The organism is Stenotrophomonas sp. ATCM1_4 (assembly GCF_004348115.1).
Taxonomy (GTDB): Bacteria; Pseudomonadota; Gammaproteobacteria; order Xanthomonadales; family Xanthomonadaceae; genus Stenotrophomonas; species Stenotrophomonas capsici.
The window spans coordinates 3,152,573-3,179,229 of the sequence record NZ_QPFB01000001.1 but is presented as its reverse complement, the minus strand read 5'-3'; the positions used below and the strand labels follow the sequence as shown (position 1 = coordinate 3,179,229).

General features: G+C 67.7%; 19 protein-coding genes. 8 read left to right on the top strand and 11 right to left on the bottom strand.

Annotated elements, in window-relative coordinates; translation table 11 throughout:
• The first annotated feature begins 2 nt into the window (after window positions 1-2).
• Together trmD and rplS are read left to right on the top strand one after the other, a co-directional pair.
• Complete coding sequence (trmD, locus tag ATCM_RS14650; protein WP_132865218.1) at window positions 3-782, top strand: tRNA (guanosine(37)-N1)-methyltransferase TrmD; 780 nt, start codon at window positions 3-5, stop codon at window positions 780-782.
• Window positions 783-921: 139 nt separating this feature from the next.
• On the top strand, window positions 922-1,335 hold the full coding sequence (gene rplS, locus ATCM_RS14645; RefSeq protein WP_132865217.1) for a 50S ribosomal protein L19: 414 nt from the start codon (window positions 922-924) through the stop codon (window positions 1,333-1,335).
• Window positions 1,336-1,607: 272 nt separating this feature from the next.
• On the opposite strand, the gene ATCM_RS14640 is transcribed toward rplS, so the two are convergent.
• The 7 genes from ATCM_RS14640 to ATCM_RS14610 form a co-directional block, all read right to left on the bottom strand.
• The gene (locus ATCM_RS14640) at window positions 1,608-2,075 is read right to left on the bottom strand and encodes a hypothetical protein (RefSeq protein WP_132865216.1); all 468 of its coding nucleotides are present in this window, start codon (window positions 2,073-2,075) and stop codon (window positions 1,608-1,610) included.
• A gap of 108 nt (window positions 2,076-2,183) precedes the next feature.
• Window positions 2,184-3,983, bottom strand: a complete 1,800-nt coding sequence (locus ATCM_RS14635; protein ID WP_132865215.1) for an MFS transporter — start codon at window positions 3,981-3,983, stop codon at window positions 2,184-2,186.
• A 79-nt stretch (window positions 3,984-4,062) separates the two neighbouring features.
• Complete coding sequence (nagA, locus tag ATCM_RS14630) at window positions 4,063-5,187, bottom strand: N-acetylglucosamine-6-phosphate deacetylase (protein ID WP_132865214.1); 1,125 nt, start codon at window positions 5,185-5,187, stop codon at window positions 4,063-4,065.
• Window positions 5,184-5,960 carry a DeoR family transcriptional regulator gene (locus tag ATCM_RS14625; RefSeq protein ID WP_132865213.1) on the bottom strand — a complete coding sequence of 259 codons (777 nt, stop codon included), beginning with the start codon at window positions 5,958-5,960 and terminating at the stop codon, window positions 5,184-5,186. The genes nagA and ATCM_RS14625 overlap by 4 nt, the downstream gene beginning before the upstream one ends.
• A 37-nt stretch (window positions 5,961-5,997) precedes the next feature.
• Complete coding sequence (locus ATCM_RS14620; protein WP_132865212.1) at window positions 5,998-7,332, bottom strand: D-tagatose-bisphosphate aldolase, class II, non-catalytic subunit; 1,335 nt, start codon at window positions 7,330-7,332, stop codon at window positions 5,998-6,000.
• Between the two features lie 18 nt (window positions 7,333-7,350).
• Window positions 7,351-8,286, bottom strand: a complete 936-nt coding sequence (locus ATCM_RS14615; RefSeq protein ID WP_132865211.1) for an ROK family protein — start codon at window positions 8,284-8,286, stop codon at window positions 7,351-7,353.
• The gene (locus tag ATCM_RS14610) at window positions 8,279-9,427 is read right to left on the bottom strand and encodes an SIS domain-containing protein (protein ID WP_132865210.1); all 1,149 of its coding nucleotides are present in this window, start codon (window positions 9,425-9,427) and stop codon (window positions 8,279-8,281) included. The genes ATCM_RS14615 and ATCM_RS14610 overlap by 8 nt, the downstream gene beginning before the upstream one ends.
• 320 nt (window positions 9,428-9,747) lie before the next feature.
• On the opposite strand from ATCM_RS14610, the gene ATCM_RS14605 reads away from it, so the two are divergent.
• The 3 genes from ATCM_RS14605 to ATCM_RS14595 all read left to right on the top strand — a co-directional run bounded on the left by ATCM_RS14605 (window position 9,748) and on the right by ATCM_RS14595 (window position 17,687).
• Window positions 9,748-13,110 carry a TIM-barrel domain-containing protein gene (locus tag ATCM_RS14605; RefSeq protein ID WP_132866195.1) on the top strand — a complete coding sequence of 1,121 codons (3,363 nt, stop codon included), beginning with the start codon at window positions 9,748-9,750 and terminating at the stop codon, window positions 13,108-13,110.
• A gap of 124 nt (window positions 13,111-13,234) precedes the next feature.
• Window positions 13,235-16,210, top strand: coding sequence for a TonB-dependent receptor (locus tag ATCM_RS14600; RefSeq protein WP_132865209.1), 2,976 nt, complete (start codon window positions 13,235-13,237; stop codon window positions 16,208-16,210).
• A 121-nt stretch (window positions 16,211-16,331) separates the two neighbouring features.
• On the top strand, window positions 16,332-17,687 hold the full coding sequence (locus ATCM_RS14595) for a Gfo/Idh/MocA family oxidoreductase (protein ID WP_132865208.1): 1,356 nt from the start codon (window positions 16,332-16,334) through the stop codon (window positions 17,685-17,687).
• Window positions 17,688-17,834: 147 nt separating this feature from the next.
• On the opposite strand, the gene ATCM_RS14590 is transcribed toward ATCM_RS14595, so the two are convergent.
• A complete protein-coding gene (locus ATCM_RS14590; RefSeq protein ID WP_132865207.1) occupies window positions 17,835-19,316 on the bottom strand; it encodes an MATE family efflux transporter in 1,482 nt (493 codons plus the stop codon).
• Between the two features lie 103 nt (window positions 19,317-19,419).
• Here ATCM_RS14590 and ATCM_RS14585 point away from each other — a divergent pair, with 103 nt between their 5' ends.
• Complete coding sequence (locus tag ATCM_RS14585) at window positions 19,420-19,830, top strand: S4 domain-containing protein (RefSeq protein WP_132865206.1); 411 nt, start codon at window positions 19,420-19,422, stop codon at window positions 19,828-19,830.
• A gap of 153 nt (window positions 19,831-19,983) precedes the next feature.
• Here the strand turns inward: ATCM_RS14585 and ATCM_RS14580 are convergent, their stop codons facing one another.
• Together ATCM_RS14580 and ATCM_RS14575 are read right to left on the bottom strand one after the other, a co-directional pair.
• The gene (locus tag ATCM_RS14580) at window positions 19,984-20,592 is read right to left on the bottom strand and encodes a DUF937 domain-containing protein (protein WP_132865205.1); all 609 of its coding nucleotides are present in this window, start codon (window positions 20,590-20,592) and stop codon (window positions 19,984-19,986) included.
• A 154-nt stretch (window positions 20,593-20,746) separates the two neighbouring features.
• Window positions 20,747-22,258 (bottom strand): catalase, encoded by a 1,512-nt coding sequence (locus tag ATCM_RS14575; RefSeq protein WP_132866194.1) that lies wholly within the window; start codon window positions 22,256-22,258, stop codon window positions 20,747-20,749.
• A gap of 365 nt (window positions 22,259-22,623) precedes the next feature.
• Here ATCM_RS14575 and ATCM_RS14570 point away from each other — a divergent pair, with 365 nt between their 5' ends.
• Both ATCM_RS14570 and ATCM_RS14565 read left to right on the top strand, forming a co-directional pair.
• On the top strand, window positions 22,624-23,316 hold the full coding sequence (locus ATCM_RS14570; protein ID WP_132865204.1) for a YafY family protein: 693 nt from the start codon (window positions 22,624-22,626) through the stop codon (window positions 23,314-23,316).
• Window positions 23,317-23,382: 66 nt separating this feature from the next.
• Window positions 23,383-24,003, top strand: a complete 621-nt coding sequence (locus tag ATCM_RS14565; RefSeq protein WP_132865203.1) for a glutathione S-transferase family protein — start codon at window positions 23,383-23,385, stop codon at window positions 24,001-24,003.
• Window positions 24,004-24,084: 81 nt separating this feature from the next.
• On the opposite strand, the gene mutS is transcribed toward ATCM_RS14565, so the two are convergent.
• Window positions 24,085-26,655 carry a DNA mismatch repair protein MutS gene (gene mutS / locus ATCM_RS14560; protein WP_243694104.1) on the bottom strand — a complete coding sequence of 857 codons (2,571 nt, stop codon included), beginning with the start codon at window positions 26,653-26,655 and terminating at the stop codon, window positions 24,085-24,087.
• Between the last annotated feature and the right edge of the window lie 2 nt (window positions 26,656-26,657).

The following is a 26,657-nucleotide window of genomic DNA, read 5'->3' as shown; positions in this document are numbered from 1 at the left end:
GCGTGCGCGTCGACGTCATCAGCCTGTTCCCCGAATTCCTGGCGCAATCCGCCGCGCTGGGCGTGGTCGGCCGTGCGCAGGAGCGCGGGTTGCTGGAGCTGCATGGCTGGAACCCGCGTGACTACGCCGAGGGCAACTACCGGCGGGTGGACGACCGTCCGTTCGGGGGCGGCCCGGGCATGGTGATGCTGATCGAGCCGCTGCGTGCCGCGCTGGCGGCTGCCCGCGCGGCCGACCCGCAACCGGCGCCGCTGATCTACCTGAGCCCGCAGGGCCGCCCGCTGACACAGGCCAAGGTCCGGGAGCTGGCGGCACTGCCACGCATGATCCTGTTGTGCGGACGCTATGAGGGCGTGGACGAGCGCTTCCTCGCGGCGGAGGTGGACGAGGAGATCTCCATCGGCGATTACGTGCTGTCTGGCGGCGAGCTGGGTGCGGCGGTGATCATCGATGCGGTCACCCGCCTGCAGGACGGTGCCCTGAATGACGCCGAGTCGGCGGTGCAGGACAGCTTCGAGGGCGATGGCCTGCTCGACTGCCCGCATTACAGCCACCCGTCCAGCCACGCGCTGGGTGACGTGCCGGACGTGCTGCGCTCGGGCAACCATGCCGCCATCGCGCGCTGGCGCCGGCAGCAGTCGCTGCTGCGCACCGCGTTGCGTCGGCCGGACCTGCTCGACGAGGCGGGGCTGAACAAGACCGACCGGAAGCTGCTGGCCGAGGCCCGGGAGGCGCAGGCCGCTGGCCTGCAGCCAACCACTGGCGCCGAGGGTAATCAGTAGGTTAGAATTGCGAGTTCCCACCAGCCATTCAGGCTGGCATGGGGCGCCAGAACAACAAACGTGCAGCGCAATTCGGCGACTGCATAAGCCCACGTTGTCGGATACCGACACGCCCACCCCGAATAATCGGTGTAATCCAATGAGCAAGCTGAACAAGTCCATCGTCGCGGAGTTTGAATCCGCCCAGATCACCCGCGAACTGCCGAAGTTCAGCCAGGGCGACATCGTCGTGGTGAACGTGAAGGTGAAGGAAGGCAACCGTGAGCGCGTGCAGGCTTACGAAGGCGTCGTGATCGGCACCAAGAACGCCGGCCTGAACTCCTCGTTCACCGTGCGCAAGATCTCGCACGGCTACGGCGTCGAGCGCGTGTTCCAGACCCACAGCGCCCTGATCGACTCGGTTGAAGTGAAGCGCCGCGGCAAGGTTCGCGCCGGTAAGCTGTACTACCTGCGTGGCCTGGAAGGCAAGGCTGCTCGCATCAAGGAAGATCTGGCTGCTGCCCAGCAGGCCAAGGCTGCCCGCCTGGCTGCCAAGGCTGCCGCCGCCGAGTAATACCCGCACGCAGGTCCGCCTGCATGCAGCAAACGGCCACCTTCGGGTGGCCGTTTGCGTTTGCGTTTGTGCGGTGTGGGTGTGTTGCGTTGCCCTCATCCGCCCCTTTGGGGCACCTTCTCCCGTAAACGGGAGAAGGGAGGTCTGCGCGAGGTTTCGTGGCCACCGGCCAACGGCCGGATCGCGGCTACCCCATCCCTTCCCCCGCGCCCGGGAGAAGGTGCCCCGCAGGGGCGGATGAGGGTCTCTACTGCATGGCCGTGCAGCCGTGGCTACCGGCCGGCAGCGGTTCTCGGCCACCACCAGAACCACAGCGGTGTACCAGTTCCGCCGGGGATAGTGATGGAATAGTCGCCGCGGCCTTGCAGCACATCCAGCAGTCCATCACGTATTGCCGCCATGCCTTCAGTGCCAAACGCAAGAACGGCCAGGTCCTGTTCCATGGCAAGTCCCCAGGTGTGTGGATCATTGGAAAAAGTCAGCCGCAGTTTCCCTGGGGTACGCCAAGCCACCCCGGCCCTGTTGTTGGGTACACCAAGGTGCGCCGCCGTCGGGGGAGTGATCTGCAGGGTTCGCGTTGCAGGCGCGGAGTCGTGGGTCAGTGCGTCGAGCAAGGCGATCATCGAGTGACCGCCTTCCGCGTCTGCCGTCAGATGCCAACCTGGATAGTTGCGCTCGTTCCCGGCGTAGTACCAGAGAACAAGCGCGCCGGCCTGCTTCCATGCATGTGCACGCTGCATTGATGGCTCCTTGGCGATGACCCGGCCGAGACCGGGAATAGCCTCCAGCTTGCCATCGGCTGATGCCCGCCGCACGTTGAACGTTACGACAGGCAGGCTGCCCTGGGCTCAGCGGAAATGCGCCTCGATCTGCTCCAGCGTCTTGCCCTTGGTTTCCGGCAGCCAGAACGTGGCGACTAGGAAGAACACGAACGTGCAGCCGGCCCAGAACAGGAACATGCTGGCGTAGCCGTGCTGGCCGACGGTGGGCAGGAAGATCGCGGCGATGCTGGTGGAGACGAACTGGTTGATCAGCAGGGCGATGCTCATGCCGTTGGAGCGGATGCGGTTGGGCATCAGCTCGGACAGCGCCAGCCAGACGCAGACGCCGGGACCGACCGCGAAGAAGGCGACGAACACCAGGATGCAGGTGGCGACCATCCAGCCATGCTGCGCCGACGGCACCGGGCCGATCCAGGCCTGGTCGATGTGCAGCGGGGCGTCGGCCGCGGCGGCCGGGTCCGGGAAGGGATTGAGATGCAGGCGGCGGAAGAAGCTGCCGATCACGCTGTCCGCGCGCACGGTGGCGTCGCGCTGGATGCCCAGCAGGTGGTCGCTGGGGTTGTCACTGCGCAGTGAGCGCACGTCGCTGAAGCCGCCGTAGGCATAGGACACCGTCAACTGCATCGGTTGGTCGCCGCGCATGTGGGTGCCGGCCAGTTGCCGCCATTGCGAGGGATCCAGCTCCAGCTGCAGGCCGTCGGCGAGAACCATCTGCTGGATGCGCGGTTGCACGTCCAGCCGCCCCTGCTCGGCCTTGAAGAACAGCATCGCCGCGCCCAGCAGGGCCACGCAGATGCCACCGCTGCCAAGCATCAGCAGGAACTTGCGGCCCTTGCGGTCGACCAGCAGCAGCGCGACCACGGTCATCACCGCGTTGAGCAGCTTGATCGCCACGTCGGCACCGTTGGCCGCCGCGCCGGGCAGGCCGGCCTGGTTGAGGATGTTGACGGCGTAGGCCAGCACCGAGTTGATGCCGGTGGCCTGGGTGCAGGCCAGCACCACGCAGGCGAGCAGGAACGGCACCATGTAGCGCATGCTGAGCAGGCGGTCGCGCTGGCCGTCGGCACGTGCGGCCACCGGTGCCTGGATGTCGGCCAGGGTGCGCTCGACCTGGCTGGCCGGCAGCGTGCGCTGCAGGCTGCGGCGGGCGGCGTCGAGGCGGCCGCGGCGTACCAGCCAGCGCGGCGATTCGGACAGCCACAGCACGCCGGCGCAGAACACCACGCCCGGCAGCAGACAGCTCCAGAAGATGGTGCGCCAGGCGTGGTCCTTCACCGCGAACAGTTCCTGCGCCTGCTGCGCCAGCGGCAGGTGGCCGACCGCACGCGTGGCATCGTCCACCGCGTGCGCCTGGTACAGGCCGATCAAGGCGGCCAGCACCAGGCCGATGGTCAGCAGCAGCTGGAACATCGCCGCGCCACGGCCGCGCCGTTCCGGTGCCAGCACTTCGGCCAGGTACAGCGGGATCACCACGCCGATCAGGCCGCCGCTGATGCCCTGCAACAGGCGGCCGAGCAGCAGCGGCGTGTAGCCCGAGGCCAGCGCCATGATCGGGATGCTGGCGGTGAAAAGCACGCCGGCCAGCAGCATCGCGCCGCGGCGGCCGATCAGGTCGGCCACCAGCCCGGCGAACAGCGAGGACAGCACGCTGCCCAGCAGTACCGCGGCGACCACGAAGCCCAATTGCTGGCTGCTCAACTGCCAGGCGTGGCTGGCGGTGGCCTCCAGGTAGGGCAGGGCGCCGGCGATGATGCCGATGTCGATGCCGTACAACAGCCCACCCAGCCCGGCGATGAAGAGCAGGTAGCGCACCGGCCAGCGCGGGGCGGCCTCGGTGGCGGGTACGGCGAAGGCGGTATCGGTCATCGGGAGCGCTCCGGGAGCGGTGGCAGGTGCGCGGCTGCGCGTTGGATGCCGGTGCGCGTTGCACGCACCGGAACAGGGGTCAGTGCAGGGCCGGGCGTGGGTCGATCGGTTGGCCGTTGACCCAGACCTGCTGCAGCTGCAGGTCCGGGCCCAGTACGACCATGTCCGCGCGCAGGCCCGGGGCGATGCGACCGCGGTCGTCCAGGCCGAGGTAGTCGGCGGGGATGGTGGACACGCGCTGCGAAGCATCGGCCAGCTCCAGGCCAACATCGACCAGGTTGCGCAGCGCCTGGTCCATGGTCAGCGCGCTGCCTGCCAGCGAACCGCTGGCCAGGCGCACGCAGCCCATGCACTTGTGCACGCGCTGCTCACCCAGCGCGTACTCGCCGTCGGGCATGCCGGTGGCGGCGGTGGCATCGGTAACCGCGTACAGGCGCGGGATGGCGCGTAGCGCCATGCGGATCACGCCACGATGGACGTGTTCCAGGTCGGGGATGAGTTCGGCGTACTCGGCGTGGGCCAGGGCGGCCGCGGCGATGCCGGGATTGCGGTGGTCCACGCCGGTCATGCCGTTGAACAGATGGGTGAAGCCGACCGCGCCGGCCTGCAGCGCGGCCACCGCGTCCTCGTAGGTGCCGGCGCTGTGGCCGACCTGCACGCGGATGCCCATTGCCGCCAGCGCGGGAATGAGCGCGGTGTGCCGGCCGATCTCCGGCGCGAGGGTCAGCACCTTGATAGGCGCCAGCGCATGCAGGTGCTGCACCGATTCCAGCGTGGCCTCGAGGGTGCGCGGCGGTTGTGCGCCGAGCCGTTGCGGGCTGATGAACGGGCCTTCCAGGTGCACGCCGATGATCTGCGCGGCGTCGGCATCGGGGGTGGCGATGACCTGGGCCAGCCCGCGCAGCGCATTCTCGATTTCCTCGAACGCGGCGGTCATGGTGGTGCCGAGCAGGGTGGTGGTGCCGTGGCGTGCATGGGTGCGGGCGATGGTGCGGGCGACGTCGCCGCCCTGCATCAGGTCCACGCCGGCACCGCCGTGCACGTGCAGGTCGATGAAGCCGGGCAGGAGGATCGGCAGGTCGTCGGCATCACCGGCGTGGTCCTCCACCTGCAGCGTGCGGATCCGCTGGTCGAAGTGCACGCTGCCGCGGCGCCAGCCCAGCGGGGTGAGCACGCGGCCGTGCAGGGAGCGGGTGTCGGTCATGAAGAGGGCTCGGCGATGATCACTTCGATCCCCTGCTGCAGCAGGCCGTCGCGGGTGGCGTCGTCGATGCCGGAGTCGGTGATGATGGCGTGGACCTGGTCGAGGCGGACGATGCGGTGCAGGCTGACGCGCCCGAACTTGGAGGCGTCGGTGAGCACCACGATGCGCCGCGCGCGTTCGACCATGCGGTGGTTGAGGCGGGCTTCGCCCTCGTCGTGGGTGGTCAGGCCGAACTGCAGGTCCAGGCCATCCACGCCGAGGAACAGGGTGTCGAAGCTGTAGGTGGTGAGGCTGGATTCGGCCTGGCTGCCCTGCAGCGACAGCGATTGCTTGCGCAGCACGCCGCCGGTCAGCAGGACGTTGATGCCGGGTGCGTTGGCCAGCTCCCAGGCGATGTTCAAGCCGTTGGTCATCACCGTGACCTCGCGCTGGTCGTGCAGGTGGCGGGCCAGGGTCATGGTGGTGGAACCGGAGTCGATGATGATGTTGTCACCGGGCTGCACCAGCTGCGCGGCACGCGCACCGATGGACTCCTTCAGCGACAGGTTCAGCACGTCCTTCTCGTGGATGTCCTGCTCCTGCGGCGGCACCCGCACCAGCGTGGCGCCGCCGTGGGTGCGCGTGGCCAGGCCCTGCGACTCGATCTGCCCCAGGTCGGTGCGGATGGTGACCGCCGAGACGCCGAACTGCTCCACCAGGTCCGATACCTGCACCGAACCCTGCTCGATCAGGAGCTGCAGGATCTGCTGGCGTCGCGGGCGGGTGTTGCGCATGTCGGGTCTCGTTCTGGTGGGAAGGAAAGGGGGGAGATTACCCTTTCGCAAGAACGGAAGTTTGCGTGCTTTCGTTTTCCCGGCGTGTGCCGGCCTGGTTGTCGCTGCAGGCGCGCGCGTATTCGGCCAGGCACAGGCCGACGTGGAACTGCACCAGCTCGGCCGGCGTGTTGGACAGCGCACCGGCGCGCACGGCGCGGAACTGCTCGGGCAAGTACTGGCTGAGCAGCACCAGCGGCGGCGCATGGGCTTCCAGGTTGGCGAACAGGGTGGCCACGGCCTGCACCAGCGCCGGCTCGCCCCAGTAGTAGCGGCAGCGGTCGCTGAAGGCGAACGCGCGCAGCAGGCGCAGCGTGGCCTCGTCGCCGTGGTAATGCGCCTGCCAGTACTTCGGCTGCGCCAGCATCACCTGCTCCAGCACCTGCGGCAGCTGCGAGCATTGCCCGGCGGGCAACAGCTGTGCTTCGATCGCGGCCAGCGCGAACAGGGCCTCGCGGTAGGCGAAGGTCGCGGCCGGGCCGACCTTGAGGATGGCGAAGTGGTCGCGCACCAAGGCATGCAGGCCGGATTCGCGCTGGTAATCGGTGGAGTGCGCCTCGAACACGATGCGCGGCTGCTGCTCAAGGAAGTCGGCCAGCTCGCCGGCGTCGGCAGGGTCGTAGTCGTGCACGCTGCTGTGGTCGAAGTCCACGCCCGGCTGCACCACCATGGCGATCACGCGCTGCCAGGCATCGCGTAGTTGTGGGGTGTCGAAGGCCTGCTGGTGGATGGCCAGGGTCTGCGCGGCGGCGGCCGGCGTGGTGACGGCCAGCCCGCCTTCGAGCGAGGCTTCGCCGCCGGGGACCGGCACTTCGGTGCCGATCACGTAGACCGGCAACGGCAGCCCGTTTTCAACGGCGGTGCGTTCGGCGATGACGGCCAGCTCGGCCGAGCGTGCGGCGACGATGGCGTCGGGCAGCGGCGTGGGGTCGTCGGCGCAGGACATGCTGCAGTCCAGGTGGATCTTGTGGAAGCCGGCGGCGACATAGGCTTCGATCAGCACGCGTGCGTTGGCCATCGCGTCGGCGGCCGGCTGCTTCTGCCAGGCGTTGGGGCCGAGGTGGTCGCCTCCGAGCACCAGGCGCTCGCGCGGGAAGTCTTCGGCGTCGGCCAGCTGCCACACGTAGTCGCGGTACTGCGGCGGGGTCATGCCGGTGTAGCCGCCGAACTGGTCCACCTGGTTGGAGGTAGCCTCGATCAGCAGCAGCGTGTCGTGCGCCAAAGCCACGTGCATGGCCGCGCGCAGCACCTGCTCGTTGCTGCAGCAGACGCTGTACAGGCCCACGTTGTGGCCTTGGCGATGGGAGAGGAGCAGGGACTGCAGCGGTGACATGGACGGACTCCCGGGGGATCAGGAAAAGACGGGTTGGCTGACGAGCAGTGCGGCACCACGGGCACCGCCGGCATCGCCGAAGCGCGGTGGCACGATCGGTGGCACCTCCACGCCGTCGAACAGGTGCGCGGCGATGGCGGCCGGCAGTTGCTCATACAGCGGCGCGTACTGCGAAAGGCCGCCGCCGAGCACGATCACGTGCGGGTCCAGCGCCAGCACCAGCGCGGCGAAGCTGTGGCCGAGCAGGTCGCGGTGGATGTCCAGCGCCTGGCGCGCACGGGCATCGCCGGCGTCGGCCAGGGTGATCACGTCGCTGGCGTTGCGGGCGGCGCCGCCGAGGTGGCGCTCGATCATCGCCACGCCGCTGCCGGAGACATAGCGCTCGACGCAGCCGCGCAGGCCACAGCCGCACTCCAGCAGTGGCAGTTGATGGCGTTGCAGCAGGCCGGCCGGGACACTCCAGTGCCCCCATTCGCCCGCCAGTCCGTTGAAACCGCTGACCAGCCGCCCCTGCACGCAGTAGCCGCCGCCGGCACCGGTGCCGAGGATGGCGCCGAACATGCTGGCGTAGCCATCGGCGGCGCCGCCATGCGCTTCGGACAGGGCGAAGCACTGCAGGTCGTTGCCGAAGTGCAGCGGGCGCTGCAGCAGGTCGCGCAGGTCCTGGGCCACGGCCTGGCCGGTGAGGGCCGGCACGTTGGCGCTGAGCTGGCGGCCACTGCGACGGTCACGCACGCCGGGCAGCGCGATGCCGATGGCGACAGCCGGATTGCCGCGCGCCTGGTCGGCATCGTGGACCAGGTGCTTCACCGCCTGCAGGAAGGCCGGATAGTCCCCCTGCGGGGTCGCAACGCGTTTGCGCCACGTCACCTGCAGGGTGGCGTCGCAGGCCACCAATTCGATCTTGGTGCCGCCGATGTCGATGCCGTAGCAGGTGCGGGTGGCGTCAATCATGGTGGATGGTCACGCCCTTGACGACGCGGTTGACCGTGCCATCGGGGAAGGGATTGTCCGGGGTCAGGCCGAGCGCGGCCGAGCGCTGCAGCGCGTACAGCTGCGCGAACGGCAGCCACACCGGCGCCAGCCAGCTGTCCGGCAGGGCCGGTACCGGCAGCGTGTAGTCGCCGCCGGCGTCCACCTGCGGGCCGATCGACAGCACCTTGCCGGCCACGCCATCGGTGCGCAGCTCTTCCAGCAGGTCCTGTTCGTAGCGACGCGCCAGCGGCTGCACGCTCCGGAACACGACCACCAGCGTCTCGCCGTTGAGGGTGGACTTGGGGCCATGGCGGAAACCCAGCGGCGTGTTGGCCAGGGCAAGCACGCGTCCGGCGGTGAGCTCGAGCACCTTCAGCGCGGCTTCGCGGGCCAGTGCTTCGTGCGGGCCGCTGCCCAGGTAGATCACGCGGGAGAACGGTTGTTGCGCGAGCTTGGCGACGGCGGCGTCCCAGTCGGCGATGCCCTGGCGCGCGCGCGCGGCCACCTGCGCCAAACGCTGGATGCGCGCGTTCCACGGCGCACGGTCGAAGCTGGCCAATGCCGCCAGCAGCATGCAGCTCAGGCTGCTGGTCATGGCGAAGGCGCGGTCGCAGGACGCCGGTGGCATCAGCAGCGTGAAGGTATCGGCACGGCCGGCGCCGCGGCGGGCCAGTTCGCCGTCGGCATTGCAGGTGATGTCCAGGAAGCGCGCGTCGTCCACGTCGGCGCGCACGCGCTCTACCGCGGCGACGCTTTCCGGGCTGGAGCCGCTGCGGCCGAACGACACCAGCAGGGTCGGGCGGTCACGCTGCAGGTACAGCGCCGGATGGGTGAGCAGGCTGGTGGTATGCACGGCGCGGATCTCGGCCGGCCACTGCGCGTTGAGGGTGTCGGCCACCATCTCGGCGATGAAGCCGGAACTGCCAGCACCGGTGAACAGCACGCGTTGCCGCGGGTCGTCCAGGCGTTCGCCGAGGAAGGCCTGCAGGCGCGGCGCATGTTCGGACAGATCGTGGGCCAGCGCCTCCCACAGCAAGGGCTGTTGGGCGATTTCGGCGGCGGTATCGGCACCGCCCAGGCGCTGCCAGTTGGACAGATCGGAAAGCAGGGTGAGGTCCATTCTTGGTTCCTGTTGTGCAGGCGAACCATCTTCGTTTTCTTTCGAAATGTCAAATATCGAAAGCAAATGAAAAGAAGATGCCGGCCGTCATGTACCCGTCGCGATCGGCGTCACGAACGAAAGGTTTCCATGAAAACCCTTTCGTGCCGGGTGAATGCGCGAACCCAGGGGCAACAGAAAGTGGTGCTTTGCACCATCTTTCGATTGCAAGAAATTCCACTTACTTTTTGCTTTCATTTTGTTGACATCTTTCGATTTACTGCCCTAGAGTCGGCCACAACCGCATTTCGAAACGTCCGATGAACGGGCCTGGGGACACGATGCACAACCGCTTCCGTCAATCGCCGCTGCTGGTGGCCCTGCTTTCGGCGCTGTTGTTGCCGGCGCTTCCGGCGCAGGCCGAGCCGGTGGGCAACCTGCGCTCGGTGAGTGCTTCGGACGGGCGCGATGGCGTGCGCGGCTGGGAACTGCTCACCGACAACGGCAGCAGGGTGCGCATCGAGGTGCTGGCCAATGACATCGTGCACGTGCAGGCCGGGCGCAACGGCAAGCTGACCGACGCCGGCAACAAGGCCGCGCCGATCGTGCTGCCGCAGCCGGTGCAGCCGGTGCAGGCACAGCTGGAGGAGGATGCCAGCGAGATCCGCGTACGCACGCCGGCCCTGGTGCTGCACGTGCAGCGCCAGCCCCTGCAACTGCGCCTGGAACGGCTGGACGGCGCGCGCGGCATGCCGATGTGGCAGGAGCTGCAGCCACTGGACCTGGATGCGGCGCAGAGCGTGCAGGTACTGTCCTCGCAGGCCGATGAGGCGTTCTATGGTGGTGGCCAGCAGAACGGCCGTTTCCAGTTCAAGGGCCGCGAGCTGGAGGTGTCCTATTCCGGTGGCTGGGAAGAGGGCGACCGCCCCAGCCCGGCGCCGATGCTGCTCAGCTCGCGGGGCTGGGGCATGCTGCGCAATACGTGGAGCGACGGCAGCTACGACCTGCGCCAGCCCGACCAGTCCACGTTGCTGCACCGCGAGGACCGCTTCGACGCGTACTACTTCGTGGGTGCCGACCTGCAGCGCCTGCTCGAACGCTACACCCAGCTGACCGGCCGCCCGAACATGGTCGCGCGCTGGGCGCTGTCCTACGGCGATGCCGATTGCTACAACGACGGCGACAACATCAAGAAGCCCGGCAGCGTGCCCGAAGGCTGGAGCGATGGCCCCACCGGCACCACGCCCGACGTGGTCCAGAGCGTCGCCGCCAAGTACCGCGAGAACGACATGCCCGGCGGCTGGATCCTGCCCAACGACGGCTACGGCTGCGGCTACAAGCAGCTGCCGGAAACCGTGCAGGGGCTGGCCAGGTACGGCTTCAAGACCGGCCTGTGGACCGAGAACGGCGTGGACAAGATTGCCTGGGAAGTCGGCAAGGCCGGCAGCCGCGTGCAGAAGCTGGACGTGGCCTGGACCGGGCAGGGCTACCAGTTCGCGATGGACGCCAACCAGCAGGCCTTCAATGGCATCCTCGACAATTCCGACTCGCGCCCGTTCCTGTGGACGGTGATGGGTTGGGCCGGCATCCAGCGTTATGCGGTGGCATGGACCGGTGACCAGAGCAGCAGCTGGGATTACATCCGCTGGCACGTGCCGACCCTGGTGGGTTCGGGCCTGTCGGGCATGGCCTACGCCAGCGGCGACGTCGATGCGATCTTCGGCGGCAGCGCCGAGACCTTCACCCGCGACCTGCAGTGGAAGACCTTCACTCCCGTGCTGATGGGCATGTCCGGTTGGTCGTCCAATGCGCGCAAGCACCCCTGGGCCTTCGACGAGCCGTATCGCTCGATCAACCGCGACTATCTCAAGCTGAAAATGCGCCTGACCCCGTACATGTACGGGCTGGTGCACGACGCTGCACAAAGCGGTGCGCCGCCGGTGCGCGGGCTGATGTGGGACTACCCGCAGGACCCGCACGCGCAGGATGAAACCTACAAGTACCAGTTCCTGCTCGGCCGCGATCTGCTGGTCGCGCCGGTCTACCGCAGCCAGGCGGCGAGCCGTGGCTGGCGCCGCGACATCCATCTGCCGGCCGGCGGCTGGTACGACTATTGGGATGGCCGCCATCTGCAGGCAGGTGCCGCAGGCAAACAGTTGGACCGTGCGGTCGAGCTCGCGACGCTACCGGTATTCGTGCGTGCCGGTGCGATCCTGCCGATGTACCCGGAGATGCTGTTCGACGGCGAAAAGCCGTTGGATGAGGTGACCTTCGATCTGTATCCGCAGGGCGCATCCAGCTACACCCTGTACGAAGACGATGGCAGCACCCGTCGTTACCAGAAGGGCGAATCGAGCACGCAGCAGATCCGCGTGCAGGCACCGGCGCAGGGCAGTGGCCCGGTGCAGGTGGAGATCGCGCCGGTGCAGGGCGAGTATCAAGGCCAGTTGGCGCAGCGCCGTTATGGCCTGCGCGTATTGAGCCGCAGCGCACCGACCGCCGTGCAGCTGGATGGCCGCGCGCTGCCCCAGCTGGCCGACGCGGCCGCGCTGCAGGCCGCCAGCGAGGGCTGGTACTTCGATGGCAAGGAGCGCAAGGGCACGCTGCATGTGCGTACCGCCAGCCAGGACATCCGCACCTCGCTGAAACTGCAGCTGGATTTCCCGGTCGCCGCCGCGCTGGCCGACGACGCGTTCCCGAACGCGCCCGAACTGGGCCGCGCGCTGCCGTCCGACAGCCTGCTGGTGGTCAACCGCCCGGCCGAAGAGCCCGGCCATCCGCTGGAAAATGCCTTCGACGACGATCCGGCAACCTGGTTCCGCAGCGTGCGCAACCAGGCCATCCGCACCGGCGCCCACGAATGGGTGGTGGGCTTTGGCGAACGCAAGCTGATCGACGGCATCGAGCTGGCACCGCGCAATGACCAGCACTGGAAGCATGGCCAGGTGCGTGATTACGAAATCTACATGGCCGACAGCAACGGCGAGTGGGGCAAGCCGATCGCCAGCGGTCATTTGCAGCTGAAGCAGGAACTGCAGCGTATCGACTTCCCGGCCCACGCCGGCCGCCTGCTGCGCTTCCGCGTGCTCAGCGTGCAGAACCCGGAGGGAGATGGCGCAAGCGGTGCCGATCCGATGGTGAGCGCAGCGCAGGGCAGCAGCGCACGTGCGGTGGATGCACTGCAGCCGCGCGACGTCGGCCCGATCGCGCTGTCCACCTTCCATATCCTCGAGCAACAGGCGGCCGAGCGGCCGGCCCGGCAGCAGTACCTCTCCCAGCTGCCGCTGCCGGCCGCACTGGCCGCGTCGGTCCATGCCGACCGCGCGTTCAGCGCCGACGTGCCGATGCGCATGAACGGCCTGCAGTTCCGCCGCGGCCTGGGCGTGTCGGCCAGCAGCCGCATCGATATCGCGTTGAAGGGCAACTGGAAGCTGCTGCGCGCCGACCTGGGCATCGACGACCAGTGCCGCAAGGCCGGTGGCATGCAGTTCCAGGTGTGGGGCGAGGACCGCCTGCTGTACGACAGCGGCCTGGTCAATGCACCCGGCGTGGTCAAGCCGGAACTGGATGTGCGCGGGCTTTCCCGCCTGAGCCTGCGCACGCTGGGTGCGCAGGGGGATGACCCGGCCCGGGTGTGTGGCAACTGGGCCAACGCCGTGCTGATCGGCGAGGAGGGCGACACCGCCGACTACGTCGCCCCCTGACCACCACCACCACGTAACACCGCTGCTCCCCCGTACCACGCCGACCACGGCCGCAAGGCCGTGGCCCGGGATCGCTTTGCCCGCCAACTGCTGTTCTTGCGTGACCTTTCCAGGAGAGAACCCGATGTTGCCAGCCCGCCGCAATCCCCATCGCTGTACATTCGCCCCGTTGTCGCTGGCCATCGCCAGCACCCTGTTCGCCATCGCCGCACCTGCCTTCGCGCAGGACCCCGACGGCAAGGACAAGGACAAGGCCACCGAACTGGCCCGCATCGAGGTCACCGGTTCCAACATCCGCCGCACCGACGTGGAAACCGCCTCGCCGGTGCAGGTCATCAGCAAGCAGGACATCCAGAACATGGGTGCGCGCACGCTGCTGCAGGTGCTCGACAACCTGCCTGCCGCGCGGCCGGGCCAGGTGGATTCCAAGTCGTTGTTCACCGGTTCCGATGGTGCCTCGCAGGCCAACCTGCGCGGTCTCGGCGCACAGGGCACGCTGGTGCTGTTGAATGGCCGCCGCCTGTCGTACTACGGCGCACCGGCTGGCTTCCAGACCCAGTTCGTCAACATCGATGCCATTCCCGCCGCGGTCATCGAGCGCATGGAAGTGCTGACCGACGGTGCCTCGGCCGTGTACGGCACCGACGCGGTGGCCGGCGTCATCAACGTCATCACCAAGAGCAGCTACCAGGGCCTGGAGGTCAGCGGTACCTGGGACACCGCCTCGCGCTTCGATTCGTTCGGCGAAACCCAGGCCAGCATCACCGGTGGCTTCGGTGACCTGTCCGAAGACCGCTACAACGTCTATGCCAGCTTCAACATGTACAAGCGCGACGGTATCCCGGACAGCGAGTGGTACCTCAAGAACCCGGCGCAGTTCTACGTCAACAACCCGGACTACATCAAGAACCTGCGGCTGGACACCGGCAGCGCGCCCGGCGTGTTCAACCCCGGCTACTACTACGCCATCGACCCGGTCACCGGGGCGCGGATGGACGAGGCCGCGCCGGGCTGCAACAACGTGCTGCAGGTGGCCAGCGGCACGCGCTGCATCTGGCAGACCTGGATGAACCGCCAGATCAACGGCGGCGCCGATTCCAAGCGCGTGACCGCCTACGTCAACGGCCACTTCCAGCTCAACGATGCCACCGAGGCGTTCGCCGAGGTCACCTACACCGACATCGACCTGCATGCCAACGGCGGCACGCCGCGCGCCTATGGAACCACCACCGGCAACCCGCAGAGCTGGTTCTCGCGCAACACCGGCAACACGGTCAACCAGTTCCTGACCCCGTGGCTCGGCCCGAACAACGAATACAACCACGCCAGCCCCGAGATGAAGGCACTGATGGGCGGCGTGGTCGGCCTGGGCTACCTGCTGCAGGACGTGGGTGGCGGCCATTTCGGCCAGCGCAACACCGACGAGAGCTACCGTGCGGTGGCTGGCCTGCGCGGCAGCGCCGGCGACTGGAACTGGGAAACCGCGTTCGCCACGGCCGGCTCGCATTCGGTGACCTACCAGACCACCAACGTCAACCTGAAGGGGTTCGAGAAGGCATTCGGCCCGTACACCGTCGATCCGGGTACCGGCCGCGTCATCATTTCCGATCACCCGGCCTACAAGTTCGGCGAGATCAGTGAAGCCAACGCGGCGTTGATCCGCGAAGCCTTCCCGACCTTCGACATCGAGTCGTGGACCCGCCTGCACACCCTGGACGGCAAGATCGAGGGCCCGCTGTTCAAGATGCCGGCCGGCGAGGTGCGCGCGGCGTTCGGCTTCAACGCCACCCGCGAGACCTTCTACACCCCGGGCAATCCGGATGCCGCCAACGGCCTGATCACCCAGCAGGGCGGTTCGTGGTTCGACGGCAAGCGCAACACCTACGCGCTGTTCGCCGAAGCCGTTGCGCCGCTCACCGAGAAGCTGGAGATGGACCTGGCGTTGCGCCTGGACAAGTACCCGGGCTTCAGCGCCAACGCCGCGCCGAAGATCGGCCTGAAGTACCAGGCATTGCCGCAGCTGATGCTGCGCGGTACCTATTCCGAAGGCTTCCGCGCCCCCAGCCTGGCCGAGGCCGGCAGCGGCGGCGTGTATGCGCAGATCGGTGGCTACCGCGATGAGATCCGCTGCAACGAGACCAATGCCATCGCCGGCCTGCTGCGGCAGTCCAACCGCGTCGTCGACCAGGACCTGGGCAACAGCCTGTGGAACAGCGACTGCAGCCGCAACGTGGCACGCATGACCCAGCCCAACCAGGACCTGAAGCCGGAGAAAGCCAAGATCGCGACCCTGGGCGTCGTGTTTGAACCCGCCGACTGGCTGTCGGTGTCGGCCGACTACTGGTTCGTGTACCGCCGCGACGAGATCGTCGCACCGGACTACAGCAAGGAAGAGGACATCGACTCGATGACCCGCTTCCCGATCACCGAGACCGACCTGTCCAACCTGGCCGCGCTGGCCAACATGTGCAACGACCCGGCCAGCGGCGTGAGCTGCCCGTCCACCTTGCCCGGCTACAGCACCGGCAACGTGGCCAGCGTGATCGGCCAGTACAGCAACCGCGGCCGCACCCTGATCGACGGCTTCGACGTGGACCTGCGCAGCCGCTTCGACCTGGGTGAATGGGGCCGCCTGAACATCGGTGTCGCCGCGACCATCGCCAACCGCAACATGTACAACTCCGACAACGGCGACGGCTGGTACTACGGCAACGTGGTCGGCTACTACAACAACCCGAAGGTGCGCGCCACCTTCAACACCAACTGGACCTACGGCAAGTGGGACACCGGCTTCTACGTCAACTATGTCGGTGGCACCAAGTGGGCGTATGACCGCATCGACGCGCAGGACAACAACGCCCAGACCTGCACCGGCAGCTACCTGGACCTGGCGCCCGGCCATTGCGGTGGCGCACCGGCCTGGTGGACGGCCAACCTGAGCGTGAACTGGCGTCCGATCGAGAAGCTGAGCGTGGGCGTGACCGTGAAGAACCTGTTCAACCGCCTGCCGTTCTACGACCCGAACGACTGGATGAACTTCGCCGGCTACGCCAACAACTTCGGTCGCATCTACAGCGTGACGGCGACCTACAAGTTCTGAGCCTGCCACGCCCCGGCACCCTCCCTCGCATGCGTTGCATGCGGGGGAGGGTGATGGCACCGTCAGTGCGGGGCCGATACGCCTGCCGGCAACGGCACGATTTCACGAAAGAGGACATGCAATGAAACGCAGGGAATTCATCCTGGCCAGCGCGGCCCTGGCCGCCACCACCCTGTTGCCGCAGATGCCGGCCTGGGCGCGCAACCGCAAGGTGCGGCTGGGCATGATCGGCACCGGCATGCGCGGCCAGGTGCTGCTCAAGGAGCTGGTGCGGCGTGAGGACGTGGAGATGGTGGCGCTGTGCGACATCGAGCCGATCATGCTGGGCCGGGCGATGGACATGGTCGCCAAGGCCGGCAAACCGGCGCCCACCACCTACGGCCAGGACGGCGACGTCAATGCCTGGAAGCGGCTGTTGGAGCAGCGCGGCCTGGATGGCGTGATCATCGCCACGCCGTGGGAGTGGCATGCGCCGATGGCCATCGCAGCGATGCAGGCCAAGGTGGCGGTGGGTTGCGAGGTGGTCGCCGGCATCACCCTGCAGGACCACTGGGACGTGCTGCGCGCCCAACTGGACACCGGCACGCCGTACATGCTGCTGGAGAACGTGTGCTACCGCCGCGACGTGATGGCCGCGCTGCAGATGGTCCGCGCCGGCCTGTTCGGCGAACTGGTGCACCTGCAGGGTGGCTACCAGCATGACCTGCGCGGGGTGAAGTTCAACGACGGCAATCCGGAGCACCCCTATGGCAGCGGCGTGGAGTTTGGTGCCAAGGGCTGGTCCGAGGCGCGCTGGCGCACCGAGCATTCGGTCACGCGCAACGGCGAGTTGTATCCCAGCCACGGCATTGGCCCGTGCGCGATGTACACCGGCATCAACCGTGGCAATCGCTTCACCCACATCAATGCCTTCGCCAGCAAGGCGCGCGGCCTGCACGAGTACACCGTGGCCAAGAGCGGCGGTACCACGCATCCCAGCATGCAGGTGCAGTTCAAGCTGGGCGACATCGTCACCACCACGCTGGCCTGCGCCAACGGCGAGACCATCCTGCTGCAGCACGACACCTCGCTGCCGCGCCCGTACTCGCTCGGGTTCCGCGTGCAGGGCACCAAGGGCCTGTGGATGGACCTCAACCACGGCATTCATATCGAAGGGCGCAGTCCGCCGCACCAGTGGGAGGAGTTCCAGGTCTACCAGGACCAGTACGAGCACCCGCTGTGGAAGAAGCACGCCGAGACCGCCGCCGGGGCAGGGCACGGTGGCATGGATTGGTTCGTGATCCATGCCTTCGTCGAGTCGTTGAAGGCGCAGGCGCCGATGCCGATCGACATCTTCGACGCGGTGACCTGGAGCGCGATCACGCCGTTGTCCGAGCAGTCCATCGCCAATGGCTTCCAGACGCTGGAATTCCCGGACTTCACCAACGGCCTGTGGCAGCAGCGCAAGCCGATCTTCGCGTTTGACGCCAGTTACTGAAGGCCGTACAGCGGTAGTGCCGAGCCACGCTCGGCGGCAGGTCTTGTCAACGCCGGCGCCGGGCATGGCCCGGCGTCACCCGTCCCTTCCGCACAGCGAAGGGGCGGAGAGGGCAAAGAAGCCCGTCATCCGCACCGGCCACGCCCTTCAGCGCGCCGCCGGTTCCTCGACCTCGACCTCGGGGTTGGCATCGGCCACCGGCGACGGCGGCGTGGACGCCACCTCGGCCGGCGTGGCCAGGGTGTCCGGCGCATGCTTGTCCAGCATCTTGGCCTTGCGCCAGTTGCCCCAGCGGTAGTACGCCATCACCATCAGCATCGAACAGAACGCACTGGTCGGGAAGCTCCACCAGATCGCGTCGGCCCCCAGCGCCGGCTGCAGCAGCTTGGCCATCGGCACGCGGATGCCCCACATGCCGATCGCCAGGATCACCAGTGGAGGCACCACCGCGCCGGTGGAACGCACCACGCCGGACACCACGAAGTTCACGCCGAAGAACAGGAACGACCACACCGCGATGTGGTTGAGGTGGCGGCCGATCTCCAGTGCCGGGCTGGCCTCGGGCAGGAACAGCGCCAGGGTGCTGCGGTCGAACAGGATGATCGGCGCGATCAGCGCACCGGTCAGCAGGAAGTTGAACAGCACGCCGGTGCGCGCGGTTGCATCCACGCGGTCCCAGCGCCCGGCACCCACGTTCTGCGCGGCCATCGACGAGCAGGCCGCGCCGATGGCCATCGCCGGCATCTGCACGTAGGTCCACAACTGCAGTGCCGCACCGTAGGCCGAGGCGGTCTCCACGCCGTAGCCGTTGACCATGGAGATCATCATGATCATCGCCAGCGAGATCAGCACCATCTGCAGGCCCATCGGCACGCCCTTGAGCACCAGTGCCTTGAGGATGTCCAGGTCGATCTTCAGCAGCGCGGCATCCTTGCGGCCCAGCCACAGCATGTGGCGCTTGTTGCGCAGGTACAGCAGCATCGCCGCCAGCGACAGGCCCTGGGCGAAGAAGGTGGCCCACGCCGCACCGGCCACGCCCAGTTCCGGGAATGGGCCGATGCCGAAGATCAGCAGCGGGTTGAAACCGATGTCCAGCAGCACCGACAGCAGCAGGAAGCGGAACGGCGTGCGTGAATCGCCGGCGCCGCGCAGGGCCGCGGTGAGGAAGGCGAACGCATAGATCAGCGGCATGCCGAGGAAGATCACCTTCAGGTAGGCATCGGCCAGCGGCATCGATTCGGCCGGCGTGCCCATGGCCACCAGCAGCCGGTGCGACAGGAACCAGCCGGCCACCGCGATCACCGCCGACAGCCCGATGAAGAAGGTCGCGCTGGTGCCCATGACCCGGCGCGCCTGCGGCAGGTCGTTCGCGCCGATCGATTGGCCGATCAGGATGGTGGCGGCCATGCCGATGCCGAACACCGAGCCGATCAGGAAGAACATGATGTTGTTGGCATTGGCCGTGGCGGTCAGCGCCGCCTCGCCCAGGAACTTGCCCACCCAGATCGCGTTGACCGAGCCATTGAGCGATTGGGCGATGTTGCCGGCCAGGATCGGCAGCGAGAACAGCAGCAGGCTGCGGCCGATCGGGCCCTCGGTCAGGTTGCGGGCTTGGCTTGCTTTCGACATGAATGCGCTGGTCAGGCTCGAGGTCCGGCACGTTAGCATCTTGACGGTGACGATGCCGGCCCCATGTAGGCAGGGCAGACCTGTTGCAACCCAGTGGAGCCTGATGAATCCCGAAGCCGTTCCCGTGGTCCCCAGCATCCGCCTCGACGTGTGGTTGTGGGCGGCACGTTTCTACAAGACCCGCAGCCTGGCCAAGCAGGCGGTGGACACCGGCAAGGTCGAGGTGGGTGGCCAGCGGCCCAAGTCCTCGCGCGCGATCCGCATCGGCGATGCGTTGCGGGTACAGCGCGGTGAGGAGGTGTTCGAGATCAGCGTGCGCGGGCTGAGCGACATGCGTGGCCCCGCACCGGTGGCGCAAGGGTTGTACGAGGAGAGTGATGCGTCACGAAAGGCCCGCCAGGAGGTGCGCCTGCGTCGTGCCGCCGAGCGCACTGGCTACCAAGCCCCGGAGCACAAGCCCGACAAGCGCGCCCGCCGCCTGATCCGCGCCCTGGGCGACATCGACGCCCTGTAGGAGTGGCCTCGGCCGCGAAGCCGGGATTCGTCCGCTGCAGGGAATGATTGCAATTGCAGAAGCCCCAGCCTCGCGCCCGAAGGCGCTCCCACGAGGGGAAAAAAAACGCCACCGCGAGGGTGGCGTTATTGCTTCGGGCGCAGCCCGAACAGGTCAGCGCTTGCCCGAGCCCAGCAGGCCGCTGCCCAGCTTGATCAGGTCGGACACGCCGAACTGGCCGTCGCCGTCCTGGTCCAGCACGCTGCCCAACAGGCCGCCGCCGATGCCGCCGGCCTGAGTGACCTGCTGCTTCTCCTGGCCCAGGATCTGCGCCAGCCCACCGGCACTGGCCTGGTTGCCCCCCCCGGCCATGCGCTGGGCCAGGTAGGCCATCACGATCGGCGCGAGGATCTTGAGCAGTTGGCTGGAATTGCCCTGGCTCAGGCCGGTGGCCTGGGCCAGGCCGGTTTCCGCGCGGCCCTGGTTGCCGCCGAAGATGTGGCCGAGGATGCCGGCACCGTTGGTGGCCGGACTGCTGCCGCCGCCCAGCACCGAGCCCAGCACGCTGCCGATGTCCAGGCCGCTGTGATTGTTCTGCAGCGCGCCGAGCAGGGCTTCGGCGCCCTGAGGCTTGGCGGCGTTGTTGCCCAGGGCGCCCATCAGCAGCGGCAGGGCGGCACTGATCGCGCCGGAAGCCTGCTGGCTGTCGATGCCCAGTTGCTGGGAAACCTGTTGCAGGGGTGCACCCTGCAGCTGGGAAAGAAGGTCGTCGGTCAGGCTCATCGGTGGTTTCCTTTGCGGTGGGTGGCCAAGCCGGGATGGTAACCCCGCGCGGGGTGGCCGGTGTGGCAGACGGCAACGCCCGGAATGCCATCCAGGCATCCCGGGCGTCGGGGTGGTGCGGGTGACCCGCCCGTTCAACCGGACGGGTGCGGTGTCACAGCGTGATGTCCTCCGCACCCGGGGTGGCGCTGGGGAAATCGCTGCCCGGATGGGCGGGCTGGAACGGGTCGGACGGGTTCGCCGCCAGCTTCTTCAAGGCCTCGGCGATACCGGCGCCATACGCCGGGTCGGCCTTGTTGCAGTTGTCGATGTGGCGCTGCTTGATGAAGTCCGGCGCATCACCCAGGGCACGCGCGGTGTTGTCGAACAGGCGCTGCTTCTGCTCGGCGTTGTAGCTGCGGAACAGCGCGCCGGGCTGGCTGAAGTAGTCGTTGTCGTCCTCGCGGAAGTTCCAGAAGTCGGCATCGCCACGGATCTTCAGCGGCGGCTCGCGGTACTGCGGCTGTTCCTGCCACTGGCCATAGCTGTTCGGCTCGTAATGCGGCAGGCCGCCGTAGTTGCCGTCCACGCGCATGGCGCCGTCGCGGTGGTTGCTGTGCACCGGGCAGCGTGCCGCGTTCACCGGGATCTGGTGGTGGTTCACGCCCAGGCGGTAGCGCTGTGCATCGCTGTAGGCGAACAGGCGGGCCTGCAGCATCTTGTCCGGCGACGGGCCGATGCCCGGCACCAGGTTGCTCGGTGCGAACGCCGACTGCTCCACGTCCTGGTACCAGTTGTCCGGGTTGCGGTTGAGCTCGAACTCGCCCACCTCGATCAGCGGATAGTCACTCTTGGGCCACACCTTGGTCAGGTCGAACGGGTGGATGCGGGAGGTCTCCGCCTCCAGCTCCGGCATGACCTGCACGAACAGCTTCCACTTCGGGAACTCACCGCGCTCGATCGCCTGGAACAGGTCGCGGCCGTGGCTCTCGCGGTCCTTGCCCACCAGTACTTCGGCCTGCGCGTCGGTCAGGGCCTGGATGCCCTGCTGGCTGTGGAAGTGGAACTTCACCCAGAAGCGCTCACCGTCGTTGTTGGTGAAGCTGTAGGTGTGCGAGCCGAAGCCGTGCATGTGGCGGAAGCTGCGCGGGATGCCGCGGTCGCTCATCACCACCGTCACCTGCATCAGTGCCTCGGGCAGCAGCGTCCAGAAATCCCAGTTGTTGCGCGCGCTGCGCAGGTTGGTGTGCGGGTCGCGCTTGACCGCCTTGTTGAGGTCGGCGAACTTGCGCGGGTCACGCAGGAAGAACACCGGGGTGTTGTTGCCGACCAGGTCCCAGTTGCCTTCCTCGGTGTAGAACTTCAGCGCGAAGCCGCGAATGTCGCGCTCGGCATCGGCCGCGCCGCGCTCGCCGGCCACGGTGGTGAAGCGGGCGAACATCTCGGTCTGCTTGCCCACCGCCGAGAACAGCTTGGCGCGGGTGTACTTGCTGATGTCGTGGGTCACGGTGAAGGTGCCGAACGCGCCCGAACCCTTGGCGTGCATGCGCCGCTCGGGAATGATCTCGCGGTTGAGGTTGGCCAGCTTCTCCAGCAGCCACACGTCTTCCATCAACAGCGGGCCACGCGGGCCGGCGGTCTTGCTGTTCTGGTTGTCCACCACCGGCGCACCGAAGGCGGTGGTCATCGGCGTCACCGGCGCGTCGCCGTGCTTCTGCGTGGGCGTGGTGCTGGTATCGCGCTGCGATTGGGCGGCCTGGTCCGGTGTCGGGGCACTGTGGTACGGACAGGTCGGCTTGGTGTCGTTGCTGCTCATCGCTGGCTCCTGCTGGCTAGTGGGACATCTTGGACCGACTGTAGCCACGGGCAGGTGAAATGGACAATCAAATGATCCGTTCGCATTGATAGCATTCATCTATCACCGCCCGGAAATGCATCTGTGCCGGCTGTTGTCTTTCCGCTGCCTCGTCTCGGTCATCGCATCGCAACATGGCGCGGTGCAGGGGCGGGTGTGGCGGCTATGCTGTGCGCCCCCGTTTCCCGGTCACCGGCATGAGCCAACGCGCCACCCGCCTGCTGCACCTGCTTGATGAACTGCGCCGACGCCGCAAGCCGGTGCGCGGTGCGCAACTGGCCGACCGGCTCGGCGTCAGCCTGCGCACGGTGTACCGCGATATCGACGCACTGCGCGGGCAGGGGGCCGACATCGTCGGTGACCCGGGCATCGGTTACCAGCTGCGTGCCGGCTTCCTGCTGCCGCCGATGATGTTCTCGGCCGAGGAACTGGAAGCACTGGTGCTCGGCGCGCGCTGGGTGGCGTCGCACGCCGACCCGGAGCTGGCGGTAGCCGCAGGCGCGGCGCTGGAGCGGATGACGGGCGTATTGCCGGAAGGGCTGCGCCTGCAGGTGGAGACCAGCGGCCTGTTCGCACCGCAATGGCATGCCGCCGAACCGGAGCCGTGGCTGCCGGCGTTGCGCCGTGCGATCCGTGCCGGCAACGCGGTGCGCATCCATTACCGCGATGGGGAGGGGCGCGCCAGCGAGCGGGTGATCTGGCCCTTCGCCATGGCCTTCCTGGCCGAGATCCGCCTGCTGGCCGCATGGTGCGAGATGCGTGGTGATTTCCGCCACTTCCGCGCCGACCGCATGGTCTGGCTGGAGGACACCGGCCAGCGTTATCCGGAGCAGCGTCATCGCCTGTTGCGGCGCTGGAACCAGGAGTGCTTGCAGCGCGGTCCGCGTTGACTGCTGACAACCGCTGTCAGCAGGCCCTGCGCACACTGCAGGCTCCTTACAAGGCAGGTGCCTGACATGTCCGACACGCTCACGTTCCACACCCATCCGCAATCGCGCGGGCGCATCACCCGTTGGATGCTGGAGGAAACGGGTTTGCGCTACGACGCGGTGATACTGGAGTACGGCACCAGCATGAAGTCCGCGCAGTACCTGGCGCTCAATCCCATGGGCAAGGTCCCGGCGTTGCTGCAGGGCAGTACGGTCATTACCGAGAACGCAGCGATCTGCCTGCATCTTGCGGATCTGGCACCCTGGAAGGGATTGTTGCCGCCGGTGGGCAGCGCCGAGCGTGGTGCCTGCTACCGCTGGGTGCTATTTGCGGCCGGGCCGCTGGAGGCTTTCGTCACGGATCGTCGTCATGGCTCGCTGGCACCGCCAATGGAAGCGGGTTATGGCACCGCCGAGGACCTGATGCACACATTGGAAACGGCGGTGGCCGGCAAGCGCTATCTGGTCGGGGATAGCTTCACCGTCGCCGATCTGTATATGGCCTCCTTCCTGAGCTACTACATGCGTGTCGGCGAGCTGGAGGCCAAGCCGGTGTTCACGGATTACTGCGCAGTCCATCTGCAGCGACCGGCATCGGTGCGTGCGGGTGAGCTGGATGATGCGCTGGTGACCGCCAGCGCAGCCTGAGCCCGTCATCGCAGGAGCGGCCTCGGTCGCGAACCGCTTCTGGACGCAACGAGGGCCGCTTTCGCGGCCCTCGGTATTTCGTTACAACAGCGACTTCACGCGGTACAGCGCTTCCAGCGCCTGCTTGGGCGTGAGCTCGTCCGGATCGATCGCCTGCAGGGCATCCAGCGCGGCCGAGCTCGGAGCGGCGAACAGCCCGAACTGCTGCGGTGCATCCAGTGCCTGTGGTGCCATCGCGGCGGACTGGGTCTCGCCGCCGCGTTGCTCCAGTTCGGCCAGGCGACGCCGCGCCTGCGCCACCGTCGCACGCGGCAGGCCGGCCAACGCCGCCACCTGCAGGCCGAAGCTGCGGTTGGCCGGGCCGTCCTTCACCGCATGCATGAACACCAGCCGTTCGCCACCGTTCTTGTCGGTGTGCTCCACCGCGTCCAGGTGCACGTTGGCGATGCCGCTGGCGCCGCCTTCGTGGCTCTCGTCGGCCAATGCGGTCAATTCGAAGTAATGCGTAGCGAACAGGGTGTAGCAGCGGTTCTGGTAGGCCAGGTGGCGGGCCACCGCATCGGCCAGCGCCAGGCCGTCGTAGGTGGAGGTGCCGCGGCCGATCTCGTCCATCAGCACCAGCGAATGCGCGGTGGCGTGGTGCAGGATGTAGCTGGTCTCGGCCATTTCCACCATGAAGGTGGACTGGCCCTTGGCCAGGTCGTCGCCAGCGCCGATGCGGGTAAGGATGCGGTCGATCGGGCCGATCAGCGCACGGCTGGCCGGCACGAAGCTGCCGATATGCGCCAACAGCACGATCAGCGCGTTCTGGCGCATGTAGGTCGACTTGCCGCCCATGTTCGGGCCAGTGATGACCAGCATGCGGCGGTCCGGGTGCAGGTCGATGTCGTTCGGCTCGAACGGTGCATCGCGCACTGCCTCGACCACCGGGTGACGGCCGCGCTCGATGCGCAGGCAGGGTTCGTCCTGCAGTTCGGGCTGCGCCCAGTCCAGCGCCTGCGCGCGTTCGGCGAAGGCGGCCAGCACGTCCAGCTCGCTGAGCGCGGCCGCGCAGCGCTTGAGCGGCTTCAGGTGTTCGCCGACGGTGTCGAGCAGACCTTCGTACAGAAGCTTCTCGCGGCTGAGAGAACGCTCGCGCGCGGACAGCACCTTGTCCTCGAAGCTCTTCAGCTCCTCGGTGATGTAGCGCTCGGCGTTGGTCAGGGTCTGGCGGCGGGTGTAGTGCACCGGCGCCTTGTCGGCCTGGCCCTTGCTGATCTCGATGTAGTAGCCGTGCACGCGGTTGTAGCCGACCTTCAGCGTGGCGATGCCGCTGGCCTCGCGCTCGCGCAGTTCCAGGTCGATCAGGAACTGGTCGGCGTGGGTGGACAGCCGGCGCAGTTCGTCCAGCTCGGCGTCATAGCCCTCGGCGATCACGCCGCCGTCGGACAGCTTCAATGGCGGTTGTTCGGCGATGGCGCTGGCCAGCAGCTGCGCGCTTTCGTCGTGCGAGCCCAGTTCGGCGCGCAGTTGTTGCAGCCGCGGCGAGTCCAGGCCCTGGAGATGGTCGTTGATGGCTGGCAGCAGGCCCAGGCCGTCGCGCAGGGTGGAGAAGTCACGCGGGCGTGCCGAGCGCAGCGCCATGCGGGTGAGGATGCGTTCGATGTCGCCCAGCGCACGGAAGCTCTCGCGCAGGTCGGCATCGGTGCCGCGGTCGATCAGCGTGGCGACGGCGTGGTGGCGCTGCTGCAGCACGTTGCGCAGGCGCAGCGGACGGTGCAGCCAGCGCCGTAGCAGGCGCCCGCCCATCGGCGAGACGGTGCTGTCCAGCACGCCGAGCAGGGTGTTGCGGGTGTCGCCATCCACGCGCGTGTCCAACTCGAGGTGGCGGCGGGTGGCGGCATTCATCGCGATCGCCTCGCCGGCGTTCTCCATCGCGATCGAGGTCAGGTGCGGCAGGCGCTGCTTCTGGGTTTCCTCGACGTAGCCGAGCAGCGCACCGGCCGCGGCGGTGGCACGCGGCTTGTCGTCGATGCCGAAACCGGTGAGGTCGTGCAGCTTGAAGAAGTTCAGCAACTGTCGGCGGCCGCTGTCGGCATCGAACAGCCACGGTGCCCGCCGGCGCACGCCGCTGCGCTGGCGCAGAAACTCGGGCCAGTCCTCCTCGTCGGGCACCAGCAGCTCGGCCGGTTCCAAACGGGCCAGTTCGGCTTCCAGGGCGTCGTCGGTCTCCACTTCGTTGACCAGGAAGCGGCCACCGGCCAGGTCGGCCCAGGCCAGCCCGTAGCCGGCCTTGGTCCGCGACAGCGCCATCAGCAGGGTGTCGCGGCGTTCATCGAGCAGGGCTTCGTCGGTGACGGTGCCGGGGGTGACGATGCGCACCACCTTGCGCTCGACCAGCCCCTTGGCCAGCGCCGGGTCACCGATCTGCTCGCAGATCGCCACCGATTCGCCCAGCGCCACCAGCCGTGCCAGGTAGCCTTCGTAGGCATGCACCGGCACGCCGGCCATCGGGATCGGCGCACCGCCCGAGCTGCCGCGCTGGGTCAGGGTGATGTCCAGCAGGCGCGCGGCCTTGCGCGCGTCGTCGTAGAACAGTTCGTAGAAATCGCCCATCCGGAAGAACAGCAGCAGGTCCGGGTAGTCGGCCTTGGCTGCGAAGAACTGCTTCATCA